This window comes from Blautia pseudococcoides (genome assembly GCF_001689125.2).
GTDB classification, from domain to species: domain Bacteria; phylum Bacillota; class Clostridia; order Lachnospirales; family Lachnospiraceae; genus Blautia; species Blautia pseudococcoides.
In genome coordinates this window covers 3,449,346-3,466,330 of record NZ_CP015405.2, presented here as the reverse complement: position 1 = coordinate 3,466,330, position 16,985 = coordinate 3,449,346, and the positions used below count along the sequence as shown (strand labels likewise).

Sequence of the window (16,985 nt, the reverse complement as noted above, 5' to 3'; positions counted from 1 at the left end):
GAGGAAGTAAGGAGGGACAAAAGATGTCTAAAAAGATTAGTATATTTGAAAAAGTGCTGTACGGCTCCGGTGATATCGGACTGAACGCCATGTATACCTTGTTCAGTTCCTATGTTCTTTATTTTTACACAGATGTGATTGGCATGAATGCGGCGATCATTGGGTCCGTTATTCTGGCTTCCAAGATTTTTGACGGGATTTCAGACCTGATCGCAGGGCAGTGGATTGACACGCATAAAGGAAAAGGAGGACACTGTATTCCAATCCTGATGAAATGGAGTATTCCCCTTGTGGTCACCAGCGTGCTGGTTTTCCTGGTTCCGGATACCAGTATTGCGGTGCGGGTATTGTTTGCGTTTGTCACCTATAACCTGTTTAACACGGTTATGTATACCTTTGTGGGACTGGCCCACAATACGCTGGCATCCTATGCCACTGATGATTCGGTAGCCCGTTCTCAGATGCTTTGCTATAAGATGCTGTTTGCCGCAGCAACACAGATGGTCATGGCAAATGCCATTCTGCCGCTGGTGGAACTGTTCGGAGGTCAGAAATCCCAAGGGGCCTGGGTAAAAGCCAGCCTGGTATTCAGTCTGGCAGGCCTTGTTTTTCTGTATTTGAATGCATTCTTTGTAAAAGAGCGGGTTGACAATGAAGCCCAGCCGGAAAATATCCTTCAGAGCGTAAAAGTAGCGTTCCGCAATAAATACTGGTTAATGACAGTCGTGATACAGATTTGCTGTTCTCTTCAGCTTATGTTCAATTTATCTATTTCTGTTTATTACCTTCAGAATGTAGTGGGGAACCTGGCACTGATGGGAACCTATGTCACCTTATCCAATCTGCCAGGTGTTATTGTCATGATCGTGCTTCCAAGTTTTCTTCATAAAATGTCAAAACGAAACCTGGCGCTTATGGGGACGGTGCTGTGTCTGGGGGCTCAGATCGTATTCTGTGCCGCGCCGAATGATAATATAGGTATTCTTCTCGGAACCGCACTTACCCGGGGGATCGGGTTCGCATTTATTATGGGACTGGTCAACGCAATGACAGGGGACACCATAGAGTATGGAGAATGGAAAACGGGTGTGCGCGTACAGGGAGTGCTGTTTTCCGCAAAGTCTGTTTCTGAAAAACTGGCGCAGGGAATACTGACCTCTGCATTCGGTTTTTTCCTGACAGCCATTGGTTATAACGGACTGGCAGATGTGCAGGCGGCCTCCGCGATCAGCGGGATTGATACTTTTTTCCGTTTTGTTCCTCTTGGGGTTTATATCATATTGATCGTTATTTTGATCTTCTACAGGCTGGACAGGGAGTTTCCTTCCATCCAGAAAGAACTGGAGAGCCGGAAAGCTTCCAAAACACAGTGAAAAAAAGCGGCTGTATCAAAAAATCCTGCCGGCACTTGGCAGTGCACGGATCGCCCTGGCAGTGTGTTTGCTGACCGCATGGTTTATCCGGCGTTAAAATGTCTGTAAAGAGGATGCGCACCCTTGAGGTTTAATCGTGCGGCATCCTCTTTTTTTAGTTTGCGCGCCATGGGCGCGCTCTAACCGGTGTAAGTTCTGAACCTGTATAGTTTATTTTCTGGCATGGTAAGGCATCAGATGCATTTTCTCACCTTTCACATGAAACCCAAATCCCAAGTTGTTCCCCGAATCCGTCACAGCTCCGCAGTCCTCGGAATCCTTCAGACAAAAACCAGCTTTTTCCAGGGAGGAGAGGAAATGATCCACCTGAAAGTTGCTGCTGCTGCACTCCGGGTACTGGCTTAGGAGGAGCCGCATGGATTTGGGGGCATTTTCAAAGTAGAAATAGGTGCCCACTAATTCCGCCTGTACAGTCAGATAGGGAGCGATCCTTTCATATAAGAACGTGTCATGATAAAAATTATGTTCATTTGCTGCAAAGAAGTCAAGATGCACATCTATGCAGTTCTCTTTCAGCGGAAAACGGGTGCTGGAGTCTGCCAGATACAGGATGTCCAGTTCCGGTTTCTGGCGTTCGATCAGATGTTTGTACATGAGAAGTGTTTCTGGGTATTTGTCAACGACTAGGTACAGGCTGTCTGTGGGCAGATATTCCAGGTGGTTGTGCATAAAAAACCAGGCATTGACGTATGTCTCCGCAACTACTTTTTTGTGCAGGCCGGTCTCTTGGATCTGTTTGAGCATCCAGTTATAGGAGCGCTGGAAGGTGCTGATCAGGGCAGGCGGAAGGTCCTTGTAAAGTTCCCTGGTGATATCCGGAGTGTCCTGCAGATTTTCATTTTTGTTTGGCGTCATGAGGATGCCTGAGGAGATATGGGCGCTGTAACCACAGGCGCAGGATAAGTTCCCTTTGTAAATAAAGCGCTGGTCCATTTCCACCTCAGACAGGGACAGGGGGCCGCCACAGACAGGGCAGCGCAAAAGCGGCAGGGCCGAAAGAGGGACACCGGTACTGTGCTGCGGTACACTTTCACGGGCTTCCATGGCTTTAATGTGTGAGTCCAGATGTTCCAGTATCTGCTGTTTGCGCCCGATTTCTTTCCTGCAGAAGTCGCGTTTTCCCTTGAAGATTTCTTTCAGTTCTTCCATATCCTGCGGGTCTGCTAATCCTGAGATGCGTTTCAGGGACAGGATAACGTGGATCTCCCGCAGAGAAAAATCCAGCTCTTTTAAGCCCAGGATCCATTCCAGATCCCTGACAGTCTGTTCATCAAACACATATTGTCCTCTGGGTTTGGGCGGAACCAAGAGACCGTAATTGATATAATAGTAGATATTATCCACGGAAATGTGGTATTTTTCTGATACTTTTCCTATGCGCACAGCCCTGCACCTCCTGCAAAATCCATATTCGTGTCATGCCCGGCAAAACACGGAGTTATTCGCGGGCAACGAGCCAAGTGGGCATGCTTGTATGCACATTTGACTTACTTTGACTTATACTAGCATAAATCTGGAGTATACTCAAGATTTTCGGCGGTTTTTAGAAAAACTGGATATTGACCTAAAGCGGACTCTATGATTTATTATGGTATCACGATAAAGAAAACGTATGGAATTCATATAAAAGTGAGGTATGGATCATGAAAATATTGAAAAAAGCCCAGGAGAGAACCGAGGAGGACAGAAAAGAACTGTCCCGTATGGTGCAGGAGATCATTGATAATGTTAGGACAAACGGAGATGGAGCGCTCAGGGAGTACAGCAGAAAATTTGACCAGTGTGAAAGAACTTCCCTGCGTGTTTCAAAGGAGGAGATCAGGGAGGCTTATATGCAGCTTTCCCCCCAGGAGGTTGCGGATCTAAAAGCAGCGGCATCCAACATACAGGCATTTGCCCAGGCACAGAGGGAGACTGTGAAGCCTCTTGAAAACTTCAGCCCCATGCCGGGGATTTTTCTGGGTCACAGAATCATTCCTGTAAAATCCTGCTGCTGTTACGTGCCGGGAGGAAATTACCCCCTGTATTCCACAGCCCTGATGCTGATCATTCCCGCCAGGACCGCAGGAGTGGAGCGTGTGACAGCGTGTTCCCCTGTAATGAAGGGAACGGGAAAAATCAACCCTAAGACACTGGCGGCTATGGACATTGCAGGAGTGGATGAAATTTACGCGGTGGGCGGGGCACAGGCTATCGCGGCATTTTCCTACGGGACAGAGGAGATCGCGCCGGTGGATATGATCGTAGGGCCGGGCAACCGTTTTGTGACGGAGGCCAAGAGACAGTGTTACGGCCAGGTGGGAATTGACTTTGTAGCCGGTCCGAGCGAGGTGCTGGTAATTGCCGACGGCAGCGGCACACCGGGAATCGTGGCAGCGGACCTGCTGGCACAGTCTGAACATGATGTCAATGCAAAAGGCATGGTAGTCACTACAGACGAGGCATTTGGCAAGGCAGTGATGGAGGCAGTGGAAAAGGAACTGGAAGTGCTGGAGACCGCAGATATTGCGAAAAAATCATGGGAGACATACGGTGAGGTGGTTGTGGTGTCTGACCTGGAGGAGGCAGTGAATATAGTAAATGCGTATGCGCCGGAACATTTGGAGCTGAATGTGGAAAACCCTGATGCCTTGATTCCCGGACTTTGTAATTATGGCTCCCTGTTTATAGGGGAGAATACGGCAGAGGTGTTCGGGGACTATGCATCCGGCACCAACCATACGCTGCCCACGCTGAAAGCGGCCCGTTATACAGGGGGCGTATGGGTGGGAACCTTTTTGAAAACCTGTACGCAGCAGAGTATGACGCCTGAGGCTATGAGAAATATTGCACCCCTGGTTTCCAGGCTGGCTGAAGGTGAGGGACTGAAAGGCCACAAACAGGCTGCCCATATCCGATTTTCAGAGGCAAAGCAGGACTAAATTGACAGAATGAAGAGGGAGAGATAATCGTGAGTAATCAGAATACAAATACATTGAAAAGAACCTTCGGGATGAAAGAAGCGGTCACGATCACAGTAGGGACCGTAGTTGGTGTAGGTCTGTTCACAACAGGTGCCAATGTGGTGGGCGGCCTGGGACCGGCGGTCATCCTGGCTACTTTTGTTGCTATGCTTATCAGTATTTATCCGGCGCTGCTGTATGCGGAGATGGGAGCTGCGCTCCCCTACGCTGGCGGCACATATCAGTACGCATCCCTGGGTATAGGAAAACCCATGGGAATGCTTGCCGGGTGGAATTTTATAATTTCCCTGGTAGCGGTTACCAGCGGGGAGGCACTGGCCTTTAGTTTTTACTTCAAAACTTTTTTCTCTGCACTGGGTATTGAGCTGCCTGTGAGCGACCGTGTGGTTGCCACAGTGGTGGTAATTGCGTTCATTATCACAAACGTCCGGGGTGTGGAGATGACCGGAAGGCTTCAGAACGGATTTATGTTCTTCTTCTGGGGCGTGGCGGTCATCTGGTTTTTGACCATGATCCCCAACGTGAATATGCCCAATTTTGTCAAACTCCCTGATTTTATTGCCCAGTCCACCCCGCTTGGTTTTATCGCATCCGTCAGTATGATATGGTGGTGTTTTGCTGGGTTTGAGACCTGCTGCGCCATGGGTGAGGAAATCAAATATCCGCAGATCAACATCCCCCGCGCACTGTTTCTCGCACCGTTTATTGTGTTTGCGGTGAATGCGGCATTCCAGTGGTTCCTGGTGGGAATTGTTCCCACAGAGCAGATAGCCACCTTGTCCACAGCCAGCGCACCTTTTGCGGAGGCTATGAAAACAGCGGGTATTCTTGGATTTCCATTGATCCTTCTGGCAGCGGGAATTGCTTTTGGCGGTGACTTCTCAACCTTGAATGCCAGTATTGCCGTGCCGCCCAGGTATCTTTTTACCATGGCACGTGACGGAGCTATGCCGAAGGTATTTGCAAAGGTTCATCCTAAATATAAGACGCCTTATATTTCCATCATTGTCCTTGGCCTGCTTTCCGCCTTTTTGATCGCGTCCAACTCTATGATCTACATCGCATCCGTGAGTCTGTTCGCAGATTTGTTTTACTATGTGATCGGCATTGCGGCCTCTTTCGGGCTTCGTAAGAAACACCCTGATTTAAAACGGCCTTTTAAGGCTCCGGGGATCATGATCGGAGCGCCGGTCAGTGTGATCATCTACCTTGTCATGATGACACAGCTTGACAGGGAGGCACTTGTGACAGGTGTTATCTGGTGTGCGCTGGGGCTGATCATATATGCTGTCTGCAGGAAACGTTACCAGAGTGATGAGACGAAGGAAGTGGACCGCCTGATCATGGAGGAAGAGATCCCCACACCTCAGGAGAGACAGAAGATGGATAAAGAATACAAAATTTGGAGAACCGTGGTGACGTGCGCTGTTGTCATTGTTGTTTTGGCGTATGTGATACCGTTTATTGTGGTGTAAGTTGAAACAGCTTGATATAAGTCTGGCTTCCCTGACAGCCGGTGCGGATTGAGAAAATGATCCGTGCCGGCTGTTTTTGGTATCGACATCTAGTACCCACCTGCGTAAATATGTCGATATATAGTTGCTGCTATTTACGCCAAAACCACGCCTGTAAGCTAGTTGTAGAGCCTGCTGCGCCGTCGCTTTGCAGACGCGCTTGCAGATATCAGGCACGAGGTGCTTGTACCGATGGAATGACAGGCATGAGACAAGCCGCATAGCACAGGGGCTATGCGGCTGGGGTTCTACAGTTTATCGTATATTTTTTCCTTGTTATCCGCGGATTTGAGCAGCAGATATTTACGGACAGCAAAGATAATGGCTATAGATATAATTCCGATCAGGGTGTCGATCATATCAAGATGCTCCACGATCATCTGTCTGGCAATGGCAAACATAAGTACCTCAAGCAGATTTTCAGCGGTATGTTTTGCAAGCATCTTTACAAACTCCACTCCAATGATCAGAGTCAGGATATTGCCCAGAAATTCATTGAACTGACTGGCCTTTATGCTGAGCAGGGGGATGCTGATGAAGTTGTAGATCATGGGTATGATCAGGACAATTATGACGATCAGCATAATTGCGGACAGAGCAATTTCAGTATAGCGGGAAATTGTGTAAATCAATTCGTTTAATTTTTTCTTCATGCTTATCTCCGTTTCTTTTATACTATGGATTTAAAATTTGCGATCAACACATTCTCGTTTTTCACATTTTAACATAAAATGAGAGAGGAGCAAAGAAAATACGCAAAAAATAACGAAATATTCCTAAGAAAATCCGACTGCTTCATTGCTTTGACGTGATAAATATGATAAGATAGGAAGCACAGACAGCTCTGCGGGGAGGCAGCAGGTTTCCCTGACACGGATGAGGGCTGAGAAATGAAGGGAAGAAAGTTATGATTTGGGCAAAAGAAGAGACACTATCCCGGGAGGAGATCAAAGAGATTCAGACCACGCGCCTCAGAGAGACGGTGAAGCGTGTCTATAATACAGTGGAGCCTTACCGGAAAAAGATGGATGAGGCAGGCATCAAGCCGGAGAATATCAGAGGTCTGGAAGATTTACATAACCTGCCGTTTACCACAAAGCAGGACATGAGGGACAATTATCCCTTTGGGCTGTTCGCAGTACCGAAGAAAGATTTGATTCGTATCCACGCATCCAGCGGAACAACAGGTAAGCCCACAGTTGTAGGTTATACCAGAAAAGATTTGGATATCTGGTCAGAGTGTGTCTGCCGTATTGCATGTATGGGCGGGGCACAGCCTGACGAGATCGCGCAGATTTGTTTCGGGTACGGTATGTTTACCGGAGCGCTGGGCCTTCACTATGGTCTGGAAAGACTGGGGGCTGCCATTGTTCCTTCCTCTACCGGGAATACGGAAAAGCAGCTTATGTTTATGAAGGATTTTGGTACTACACTGCTCATCGCCACACCCTCCTACGCGTTGCGTATCGCGGAGGTGGCGGAGCAGATGGACATTCATCCCCAGCGTGATCTGGATATGAGGACTGCCCTGGTAGGAAGTGAACTGATGACAGAAGCCATGCGCCAGGAGATGTACAAAGCCTGGGGCGATCATATGAATATCACGCAGAATTATGGTATGAGTGAACTGATGGGACCGGGAGTCTCCGGAGAATGCCTGGAGCTGAACGGTATGCATGTCAATGAAGACCATTTTATACCTGAAATTATTGACCCCAGAACCGGTGAGGTCCTTCCGCCGGGAGAGAAGGGCGAGCTGGTCATCACCTGTATTTCCAAGGAGGCGCTGCCCCTGATCCGCTACCGTACCAAAGACATCACAAGGCTTATGTACGAACCCTGTAAGTGCGGCAGAACCACGGTGAGAATGGAGAACCTGCTGGGAAGAACAGATGATATGCTGAAGATCAGAGGTGTAAATGTGTTCCCAAGCCAGATTGAGGAGGTGCTTCTTAATATTGAGGAGTGCGGACCCCATTATGAAATCGTGGTGGACAGAAAGAATCACAGTGACACCCTGGAAATCCGTGTGGAAGTTCTTTCTGATTATATGATGGATTCCTATGCAGCCCTGCAGGAACTGGAAAGGAAAATCAAGTCCAAGATCCGTGTGGTTCTGGGACTGGACGTGAAGGTTTCCCTGGTATCTCCAAATTCCATCCAGCGTTTTGAAGGGAAAGCGAAACGAGTGATTGATTTAAGAAAGAATTAGTTTTACAATAGTCTTTATATATAGTAGAAACGCAACTGTTCAGTACTTCACAGTTACCTGCAGGAATCCATGCAGACTTGCTGAATAGCTGTGCAGAAACACAATAACAGAAAGAAGGTAGGAAACGTGGGCGAAAAGAAAATCATGCTTGGCAATGAAGCCATTGCAAGAGGTGCCTGGGAAGCAGGGGTAAAGGTTTCCGCAGCATATCCCGGAACACCCAGTACAGAGATCAGTGAGAACATAGTAAAATATAAGGAAATTTATGCAGAGTGGGCCCCAAATGAGAAAGTGGCAACAGAGGTAGCCATCGGTGCCTCCATCAGCGGTGTGCGGGCCATGGCATCTATGAAGCATGTAGGGCTGAATGTGGCAGCAGATCCGCTCTATACAGCAGCCTACACCGGTGTGACTGGAGGTTTGGTTCTGGTGGTGGCAGATGACCCCGGAATGTACAGCTCACAGAACGAGCAGGATACCAGAGCGGTGGCAAGGGCGGCACAGGTTCCGGTATTGGAGCCGTCAGATTCCCAGGAAGCGAAAGATTTTGTGAAGACTGCTTATGACCTCAGTGAAAAATATGATACCCCGGTATTTGTGAGAACAACCACACGTCTGGCTCATTCCCAGGGAATTGTAGAGCTGGAAGACAGAGTGGAGAGAGAGGACACTCCTTATGAGCGCAAGTTTCAGAAGTACGTTATGATGCCGGGCAATGCCATCAAGCGTCATCCGGTAGTGGAAGAGAGAATGATAAAGCTGGCTGAGGATGCCAACAGCCTGGAGATCAACAGGGCAGAGTATCATGATACTTCGATTGGTTTTATTACCAGCGGTATTCCATATAATTATGTGAAGGAAGCCATGCCAAACGCAAGTGTACTGAAATTAGGTATGGTACATCCGCTGCCGAGAAAGCTTATAGAGGAGTTTGCGTCTAAGGTTGATAAGCTTTACATATTTGAGGAACTGGAGCCTGTATTTGAGGAGCAGATCAAATCCTGGGGTATTGCTTGTTCAGGAAAAGATGTATTTACCTTGCAGGGGGAATACAGTGCCAACATGATACGCAGAAAAGTGTTAGGAGAGGAAATCGAGGCAGCGGCACCGGCACAGGTACCCGCCCGTCCACCCATCCTCTGTCCAGGATGTCCTCACAGAAGCGTATATTCTGTGCTGAAAAAAATGAAGATCCACGCAGCAGGCGATATTGGGTGCTATACCCTGGGAGCGGTTGCTCCGCTGAGTGTTGTGGATACCACAATCTGTATGGGAGCATCTATCAGTTCCCTCCACGGAATGGAGAAGGCCAGAGGAAAAGAATATGTCAAAGACTGGGTGGCTGTTATCGGTGATTCCACATTTATGCACACAGGTGTGAATTCCCTTATGAACATGGTTTACAACCAGGCTACAGGAACGGTCATCATTCTGGATAACTCCACAACAGGTATGACCGGTCATCAGGACCATGCCGCAACAGGTAAAACCCTGAAAGGCCAGGTGGTGCCTGCCATAGATATCTACAAACTCTGCAAGGCGATTGGTATTGAGCATGTCAATGTGGTGAATGCATTTGATATTAAAACACTGGAAAAGACGATCAAGGAGGAAGTGGCAAGAGACGCTGTCTCTGTGATCATCGCCCAGGCACCTTGTGTACTTTTAAAAACAAATGTGTTTAAAACAAAGTGCAGACCGGTTTCAGAGAAATGTAAAAAGTGCGGACTTTGTTTAAGACCGGGATGTCCGGCCCTCACCAAGAATGAAGATGGAACGATTTCCATTGATGATACCATGTGCAATGGCTGCGGACTTTGCAAACAGCTCTGTCCCGCTGATGCAATAGAGGAGGTAGAAGTGTAATGGCAACAAGAAATATTATGATAGTGGGAGTCGGCGGTCAGGGAACACTTCTCACCAGCCGTATTTTAGGAGGACTCGCCGTGGAAGGCGGATACGATGTAAAGCTTTCCGAGGTGCATGGAATGGCACAGAGAGGCGGCAGTGTAGTTACTTTTGTCCGTTACGGAGAAAAAGTTCAGGAGCCCATTGTGGAGGAAGGTCAGGCAGATGTGCTCATTGCATTTGAACGCCTGGAAGCTCTGCGTTACCGTCAGTTTCTTAAAAAAGACGGTGTGATCATTGTAAATGACCAGAGAATTGATCCTATCACAGTTGTGACCGGAGTAGCGGAATACCCGGAAGGTATTCTGGATACGCTTCGCCAGACGCACAAGGTCTATGCAGTGGATGCTATGAAGGTGGCAAGGGAACTGGGCAATACAAAAGTATTTAATGTTATTGTGCTGGGGGTTGCTGCACAGCATATGGATTACTCCGGGGAAGAGTGGCTCAATGTGATTGAAAAGACCGTTCCGCCTAAGACTGTGGAAATAAATAAAAAAGCGTTCCTGACAGGATATGAATTAAAATAGCAGAAAATTCCCTGTTTTTACAGATACAGAAGACAGAGAAAGGATAGGTAGCGTAAATGTTTATTGAACAATTGTCCATATTTCTGGAGAACCGTCCGGGTAAACTGAAAGGGATCGCTGACGCGCTCAAGGAGAATCAGATCAATATTATTTCCCTGGGACTTTCCGATACCACGGACTATGGGATCGCCAGGATGATCGTGTCTGATTCCGCCAGGGCGAAACAGGTACTTCTGGAAAAGGGATACACAGCAGTACTGACTCCGGTGCTTGTAGTGGAACTGCAGCAGGAGGTGGGTGCACTGAGCCGGATCATGGATACATTAAGCGCAAAAGGACTGAATCTGGAATATATGTATGCACTGGTTACCGGCAAAGAGGGCGGCGCCATGGTGGTGAAAACTTCCGACCAGGCACGAACATATCAGACATTAAAGGATGCAGGTATGAAGATGTTCTCAGAAGAAGAACTAAATGATTTGAAAAAATAGAAACCGGATAGATAATTATTCTGAAAATCTACAAGAAGATAAGAAGCGTCCGCTTTTCTGAGCGGAAAGCGGCGCCTCTTTTTCTTTGCAATCATTGCTTTAATGGTTTAAACCGTTGCGGTTTAAAGTATAAGCGAATATATATATAAAAGGAGAATAAAAAAATGGAAATTAAGATACTGTTTTTGCTGCTGTTTTTCGGCTCTATGGTGGGTATTGGCCTGTATTCCCGAAAACATGCTACAAATGTAGCTGGGTTCGTGCTGGGAGGGAGAAGTGTAGGTCCCTGGCTTACCGCGTTTGCATATGGAACCTCCTATTTTTCCGCAGTGGTGTTTGTAGGATATGCAGGACAGTTTGGATGGAAATACGGACTGGCAGGTACATGGATCGGGATTGGAAATGCCATGATCGGAAGCCTTTTGGCATGGGTAGTTCTTGGAAGAAGGACACGTGTTATGACAAAGCATCTGCATGCAGCTACCATGCCGGATTTCTTTGGCAAGCGTTTTGACAGCAATGCACTTCGGATCGCTGCGTCAGCCATTGTATTTATTTTCCTGGTTCCTTACACAGCATCTATTTATAACGGGCTGTCCAGATTGTTTGAACTGGCCTTTGATGTACCGTATGCGGTGTGTGTAGTGGTTATGGCAGCTCTGACCGGAGCATATGTGATCCTGGGCGGTTATATGGCCACAGCTATCAATGATTTTATACAGGGGATCATCATGCTGTTTGGCATTGCGGCTGTTATCGGGGCTGTATTAAGCGGGCAGGGAGGATTTACGGAGGCTGTGAGACAGCTTGCCAATATTCCTAGCGATGTACCGGTGACTGCAGGACAGTCAGGGGCTTTTACATCCTTCTTTGGACCAGACCCTATAAACCTTCTGGGTGTAGTTATCCTGACTTCCCTGGGTACCTGGGGACTTCCGCAGATGGTTCAGAAATTTTACGCGATCAAGGACGAGAAAGCAATCCAGACAGGGACTGTGGTTTCTACAGTTTTTGCCATTATAATATCAGGAGGATGTTATTTCCTTGGAGGTTTTGGCCGTCTATTTGACAATCCTTCCTTATATAAAGCGGATGGTACAGTTATATATGATGGTATTGTTCCTTACATGTTGTCCACACTGCCGGATATATTGATCGGTGTTGTGATCGTACTGGTGCTCTCCGCGTCCATGTCCACCCTCTCTTCCCTGGTACTGACATCCAGTTCCACGCTGACGCTGGATTTCCTGAAGGGGACTGTGGCAAAGGATATGAGTGAGAAAAACCAGCTTCGGGTTATGCGCGGACTGATTGTGGTGTTTATAGCCATTTCGGTAGTGCTGGCCCTGGATCCTCCTACATTTATAGCACAGCTTATGGGAATCTCATGGGGGGCATTGGCAGGAGCGTTCCTGGCACCGTTTTTATTCGGCTTGTATTGGAAAAGAACAACCAAACTGTCCGTATGGGTCTGCTTCATAACAGGAATCGGTATAACGGTCTCCAACCTGTTCTTACATTATATTGCATCTCCCATTAATGCAGGCGCTTTCGCCATGGTAGTTGGGTTTGTTGTTGTGCCCGTGGTGAGCCTGGTCACTCCTAAAATGGAGAAAAACAAAGTGGAAGATATTTTCTGCTGTTACAATCAGGAAGTGGTATCCACGCCTAAAAAGGTACTGCCCCAGGACAAGGAAGACGGTAATTCCCTGGTGGTTGAAGCATAATTTTTAAAAGTGGATCTCACTAATTGTTACGGAAAAATGCCATTTTGTAACAAAAAATTAATGATTTGGAAATTTAACTCTTGCATCTGTAATAATTATGTGGTATTATGGGTGACAGATAAGAAATATTTCAAAAATGTTACAAGTAGTTACAGAATTAGACATGATTAGTGAGGTACATAATAATGAAAAAAAGATTTCTTATTCTCAGTCTTATTTTTACAATGGCCATGACCCAGGTTGTGCCGGTAGCAGCTGCAAGAGAAGATGATGTGCAGGCTGAGAAGGCAGAGACACAGAGTAAATTATCATCAGCAGAGAGCAAAGAATCTGAGTTGGAAGACCAGAAAACAGCGTTATTGAACGAAATCGACTCCATTGACCAGAACCTTGTACAGGTTATGGCACAGATAGATATTCTGAATGGTGAGATTACAGATAAAGAGAGTGCCATCGACAAGACAAAAGATGATTTGGCTGTTGCAGAGGCGAACCGTGACAAACAGTATGAGGATATGAAGAAAAGAATCCAGTACCTGTATGAGAACGGCGGGACCAATGCTTGGGCACAGATGCTCTTGGAATCTGACAGTATTACCGGACTTCTCAGCAAAGCAGAGTACACAGAGAAGATGTATGATTATGACAGAGATGAGCTGAAGAAGATGAAGGAAACTGTTCAGGAAGTAACAGACCTTGGCAATCAGCTGGCTCAGGAGAAAGCCGAACTGGAAGAGATGAAACAGGCTCAGGAACAGCAGCAGGCAAGTCTGCAGAGTGCTCTTGATGAGAAGAAAGCCACGGCATCCGATTATGAAACACAGATTGCAAATGTGCGTGCACAGGCAGATGAATACAGAAGCCTGATCGAACAGCAGAATGCAGAACTGCAGAAGATCCAGGAAGAGAAAGCCCGCCAGGCAGAGGAAGCTAAAAAAGCCGAGGAAGCCAGAAAGGCTCAGGAGAAAGCAGCTCAGGAAGCCGCGCAGCAGCAGGCACAGGAAGATGCCGAGGAAGAGGACAACAGTCAGAACGGCGGGGATGTAAGCGCTGATAACGGTAATACCAACGATAATACCAACGATAATACAGATAATGATGTCTCTGGTGATAATAATGATGCAGAGGAGCCGGAAGACAATAATAATGTGACACCTCCGGCAGTAGAACCGGAAACACCGGATTATAATGAACCTGAGACACCGGATTATGAAGAGCCGGAAGAAGATCAGGGCAGCGACAGTGGTTACAGTGCAACAGGACAGGCAGTTGTGGATTATGCAAGCCAGTTTATCGGTAATCCATATGTTTGGGGCGGAACAAGCCTGACAAACGGTGCTGACTGTTCCGGATTTGTACAGTCTGTATTTGCACACTTTGGATACAGCCTTCCGCGTGTAACGGATGACCAGGCAGGTGCAGGCCGTGGAATTTCTTATTCCGAATCCCGCGCAGGTGATATCATTGTATATTCCGGACACGTTGGGATCCTTACCGGAGACGGAGGGATCGTACATGCATCCAACTCTGCACCGTATCCGCAGGGTGGAATCAAGTATTCCAGCAATGCTCTCTACAGACCATATATTGCAGTCAGAAGAATTGTAGAGTAATTACATAGCAGCAATACACTTTGATACTTAACAGGGCCGTGCCCCGTCACCAATAGGTGGCGGGTGCGGCCTTTGTATATTTTGGTGATAGCTGAAAAAACAGGAAATGATAGGGGTTGACTATGTGCCCTATAAAGGCATAACGATATGGCCGGATTTTATAAAATATTACTATAAAATTTATTTTTGTAACAAAAACTTAAAGAATTCAGGGATTTCCTCTTGCAAGTGTAATAAATTTGTGATATCATAAGCGGGAAGTGAAAATTATTTCGGAAGTATTACTTAGAGAGTAGTAAATATTAAATACCAACAGTGAGGTACATATCAGTATGAAAAAGAGATTCCTTTGTCTCAGCCTTATTTTTGCACTGGCCGCAGCACAGGTGATGCCGGTAGCAGCTGCAAGAAAAGACGAAGTGCAGGCTGAAAAAGCAAACACACAAAGCAAACTGTCCGCAACAGAGAGCAAGGAAGCGGAGTTGGAAGAGAAAAAGAATAATTTACTTGGGGAGATTGATTCTCTGGATCAGAATCTGGTTCAGGTAATCGCACAGATTGACATACTGAAAGGTGAAATCTCTGATAAAGAGGGCGCCATTGTTGAAACAAAAGAGGATTTAGCAGAAGCAGAGGCTGACCGTGATGAGCAGTATGCTGCAATGAAAAAGAGGATTCAGTATCTGTATGAGAACGGCGGAAGTGATGCATGGGCACAGATGCTTCTGGAGGTCAACAGCATTACAGACCTGCTCAGCAAAGCTGAATACACTGAGAAGATGTATCAGTTTGACAGGGACGAGCTGGAGAAACTAAGAGATACCGTTCAGCAGGTAACTGACCTGGGCAATCAGCTGGAGCAGGAAAAGGCCGAGCTGGAAGAGATGAAACAGGCGCAGGAAGACCAGCAGGTGAACTTAGAGGCAGCGCTGGAAGAGAAAAAGGCAGTTGCTTCTGATTATGAGACTCAGATCGCAAACGTTCAGGCACAGGCAGATGAGTACAGAAGCCTGATCGAACAGCAGAATGCAGAGCTTCAGAGAATCCAGGAAGAAGAAGCAAGACAGGCTGCAGAGGCAAAGAAGGCGAAAGAGAAAGCTGCTAAGGAAGCTGAGGCTGCGGCACAGAGACAGGCACAGCAGAACACAGCGAATACACCGGATAACAATACCAATACGAACAATAACAACACCAATAACGATGTGGATGATGAGGACGAGCCAGAGACTCCAAGCAATAATGGCGGTGGCGGTAACAGCTATGTACCGGAACCGGAGACTCCTTCATATGAAGAGCCGGAAGAAGAAGAACAGGGCGGCGGCGGATACAGCGCAACCGGAGAAGCAGTTGTTGCCTACGCAAGCCAGTTTATCGGCAATCCGTATGTATATGGCGGTAACAGTCTGACAAACGGTATTGACTGTTCAGGATTTACACAGCAGGTGTTCGCTCATTTTGGATATAGTATTTCAAGAACAAGTGATTCACAGGCTGGAGACGGACGCGGAATTTCTTATTCCCAGTCACGCGCAGGCGATATCATCGTTTATTCAGGACATGTTGCTATCCTGACAGGTGACGGCGGTATTGTACATGCATCCAACTCTGCACCGTATCCGCAGGGTGGTATTAAATATTCAAGCAATGCGCTGTATAGACCTTATATTGCGGTTAGACGTATTGTGGATTGATTTTGTACATAGTTTGGGACTCATGCTTTTGGGGCATGAGTCCTTTTTTGGTTAATGGGATGGGGGACGGGGAATGCAAAGTATCGGGAGCGGGCCGGTGTCTATGTGGGGTGAGCGAAGCGTTCCGCTGCCGGGAAGCTAACCTGCTCTCAGTCGCTAAATTCATCGGCAATGGCCTCTTCATTAAGCGTCTGGGGCAGGTGGATCTTCCCGGCGCTCCTCTGTACATCGCTCACCCCACATAGACACCGGCCCGCTCCCGATACTTTGCATTCCCCTGGTAGTGAAAGGCGGAAGGGATAAAAGTAAAAAAGATAATAGCAAAGGCAAAAGAGAAAGATAAAGGCTAAAAGATAAAGGCTAAAAGATAAGAGCCAAAAGATAAGTACAAAAAGATAAGAGCCAAAAGATAAGTACAAAAAGATAAGAGCCAAAAGATAAGTACAAAAAGATAAGAGCCAAAAGATAAGTACAAAAAGATAAGAGCCAAAAGATAAGTACAAAAAGATAAGAGCCAAAAGATAAGTACAAAAAGATAAGAGCCAAAAGATAAGAGCCAAAAGATAAGTGCAAAAAGATAAAGGCCAGAAGATAAGGGCTAAAAGATAAAGGCCAAAAGATAAGAGCCAAAAGATAAGAGCCAAAAGATAAGTGCAAAAAGGTAAAGGTCAAAAGATAAAGGCCAGAAGATAAGGGCTAAAAGATAAAGGTCGAAAGATAAGAGCCAAAAGATAAGAACCAAAAGATAAGGTCAAAAAGATAAGGTCAAAAAGATAAAGGCAAAAAGATAAAGACCAGAAGATATGGCAAAAAGATAAAGACCAAAAGATAAGAACCAAAAGATAAGAACCAAAAGATAAGAACCAAAAGATAAGGTCATAAAGATAAAGGCCAAAAGATAAG

The 16,985-nt window shown here is 46.7% G+C and carries 13 protein-coding genes; 11 read left to right on the top strand and 2 right to left on the bottom strand.

Features of this window, described 5'->3' with window-relative positions:
• Nucleotides 1–23 precede the first annotated feature (23 nt).
• Nucleotides 24–1,373, top strand: a complete 1,350-nt coding sequence (locus tag A4V09_RS16435; RefSeq protein ID WP_065543296.1) for an MFS transporter — start codon at nt 24–26, stop codon at nt 1,371–1,373.
• 210 nt (nt 1,374–1,583) lie between these two features.
• On the opposite strand, the gene A4V09_RS16430 is transcribed toward A4V09_RS16435, so the two are convergent.
• Nucleotides 1,584–2,816 carry a MerR family transcriptional regulator gene (locus A4V09_RS16430; RefSeq protein ID WP_065543295.1) on the bottom strand — a complete coding sequence of 411 codons (1,233 nt, stop codon included), beginning with the start codon at nt 2,814–2,816 and terminating at the stop codon, nt 1,584–1,586.
• A gap of 260 nt (nt 2,817–3,076) precedes the next feature.
• Here A4V09_RS16430 and hisD point away from each other — a divergent pair, with 260 nt between their 5' ends.
• Both hisD and A4V09_RS16420 read left to right on the top strand, forming a co-directional pair.
• Entirely contained in the window at nt 3,077–4,354 is a 1,278-nt protein-coding gene (hisD, locus tag A4V09_RS16425; RefSeq protein ID WP_065543294.1) for a histidinol dehydrogenase, read from the top strand.
• A gap of 29 nt (nt 4,355–4,383) precedes the next feature.
• Nucleotides 4,384–5,871, top strand: a complete 1,488-nt coding sequence (locus A4V09_RS16420) for an APC family permease (protein WP_084043633.1) — start codon at nt 4,384–4,386, stop codon at nt 5,869–5,871.
• Nucleotides 5,872–6,158: 287 nt separating this feature from the next.
• Here A4V09_RS16420 and A4V09_RS16415 read toward each other — a convergent pair whose 3' ends face one another.
• Nucleotides 6,159–6,563, bottom strand: a complete 405-nt coding sequence (locus A4V09_RS16415) for a phosphate-starvation-inducible PsiE family protein (RefSeq protein ID WP_065543293.1) — start codon at nt 6,561–6,563, stop codon at nt 6,159–6,161.
• Nucleotides 6,564–6,817: 254 nt separating this feature from the next.
• Here A4V09_RS16415 and A4V09_RS16410 point away from each other — a divergent pair, with 254 nt between their 5' ends.
• The 8 genes from A4V09_RS16410 to A4V09_RS24570 all read left to right on the top strand — a co-directional run bounded on the left by A4V09_RS16410 (nt 6,818) and on the right by A4V09_RS24570 (nt 16,327).
• A complete protein-coding gene (locus A4V09_RS16410) occupies nt 6,818–8,122 on the top strand; it encodes a phenylacetate--CoA ligase family protein (RefSeq protein ID WP_065543292.1) in 1,305 nt (434 codons plus the stop codon).
• 126 nt (nt 8,123–8,248) lie between these two features.
• Nucleotides 8,249–9,988 carry an indolepyruvate ferredoxin oxidoreductase subunit alpha gene (gene iorA / locus A4V09_RS16405; protein WP_065544828.1) on the top strand — a complete coding sequence of 580 codons (1,740 nt, stop codon included), beginning with the start codon at nt 8,249–8,251 and terminating at the stop codon, nt 9,986–9,988.
• Nucleotides 9,988–10,560, top strand: coding sequence for an indolepyruvate oxidoreductase subunit beta (locus A4V09_RS16400; RefSeq protein WP_065543291.1), 573 nt, complete (start codon nt 9,988–9,990; stop codon nt 10,558–10,560). The genes iorA and A4V09_RS16400 overlap by 1 nt, the downstream gene beginning before the upstream one ends.
• A 56-nt stretch (nt 10,561–10,616) precedes the next feature.
• Entirely contained in the window at nt 10,617–11,051 is a 435-nt protein-coding gene (locus A4V09_RS16395; RefSeq protein ID WP_065543290.1) for an ACT domain-containing protein, read from the top strand.
• A 164-nt stretch (nt 11,052–11,215) separates the two neighbouring features.
• On the top strand, nt 11,216–12,778 hold the full coding sequence (locus tag A4V09_RS16390) for a sodium:solute symporter family protein (RefSeq protein WP_065543289.1): 1,563 nt from the start codon (nt 11,216–11,218) through the stop codon (nt 12,776–12,778).
• 185 nt (nt 12,779–12,963) lie between these two features.
• Complete coding sequence (locus A4V09_RS16385) at nt 12,964–14,391, top strand: C40 family peptidase (protein ID WP_065543288.1); 1,428 nt, start codon at nt 12,964–12,966, stop codon at nt 14,389–14,391.
• Nucleotides 14,392–14,723: 332 nt separating this feature from the next.
• Nucleotides 14,724–16,082, top strand: coding sequence for a C40 family peptidase (locus A4V09_RS16380; RefSeq protein ID WP_065543287.1), 1,359 nt, complete (start codon nt 14,724–14,726; stop codon nt 16,080–16,082).
• A gap of 47 nt (nt 16,083–16,129) precedes the next feature.
• Nucleotides 16,130–16,327 carry a hypothetical protein gene (locus tag A4V09_RS24570; RefSeq protein ID WP_157123513.1) on the top strand — a complete coding sequence of 66 codons (198 nt, stop codon included), beginning with the start codon at nt 16,130–16,132 and terminating at the stop codon, nt 16,325–16,327.
• Nucleotides 16,328–16,985: the final 658 nt, after the last annotated feature.

What these genes read in the sequence shown, in the direction of transcription:
- A4V09_RS16435 (WP_065543296.1), top strand. Translation starts at nt 24, where the DNA reads ATGTCTAAAAAGATTAGTATATTTGAAAAAGTGCTGTACGGCTCCGGT.
- hisD (WP_065543294.1), top strand. Translation starts at nt 3,077, where the DNA reads ATGAAAATATTGAAAAAAGCCCAGGAGAGAACCGAGGAGGACAGAAAA.
- A4V09_RS16415 (WP_065543293.1), bottom strand. Translation starts at nt 6,563, where the DNA reads ATGAAGAAAAAATTAAACGAATTGATTTACACAATTTCCCGCTATACT.
- A4V09_RS16410 (WP_065543292.1), top strand. Translation starts at nt 6,818, where the DNA reads ATGATTTGGGCAAAAGAAGAGACACTATCCCGGGAGGAGATCAAAGAG.
- A4V09_RS16400 (WP_065543291.1), top strand. Translation starts at nt 9,988, where the DNA reads ATGGCAACAAGAAATATTATGATAGTGGGAGTCGGCGGTCAGGGAACA.
- A4V09_RS16395 (WP_065543290.1), top strand. Translation starts at nt 10,617, where the DNA reads ATGTTTATTGAACAATTGTCCATATTTCTGGAGAACCGTCCGGGTAAA.
- A4V09_RS16390 (WP_065543289.1), top strand. Translation starts at nt 11,216, where the DNA reads ATGGAAATTAAGATACTGTTTTTGCTGCTGTTTTTCGGCTCTATGGTG.
- A4V09_RS16385 (WP_065543288.1), top strand. Translation starts at nt 12,964, where the DNA reads ATGAAAAAAAGATTTCTTATTCTCAGTCTTATTTTTACAATGGCCATG.
- A4V09_RS16380 (WP_065543287.1), top strand. Translation starts at nt 14,724, where the DNA reads ATGAAAAAGAGATTCCTTTGTCTCAGCCTTATTTTTGCACTGGCCGCA.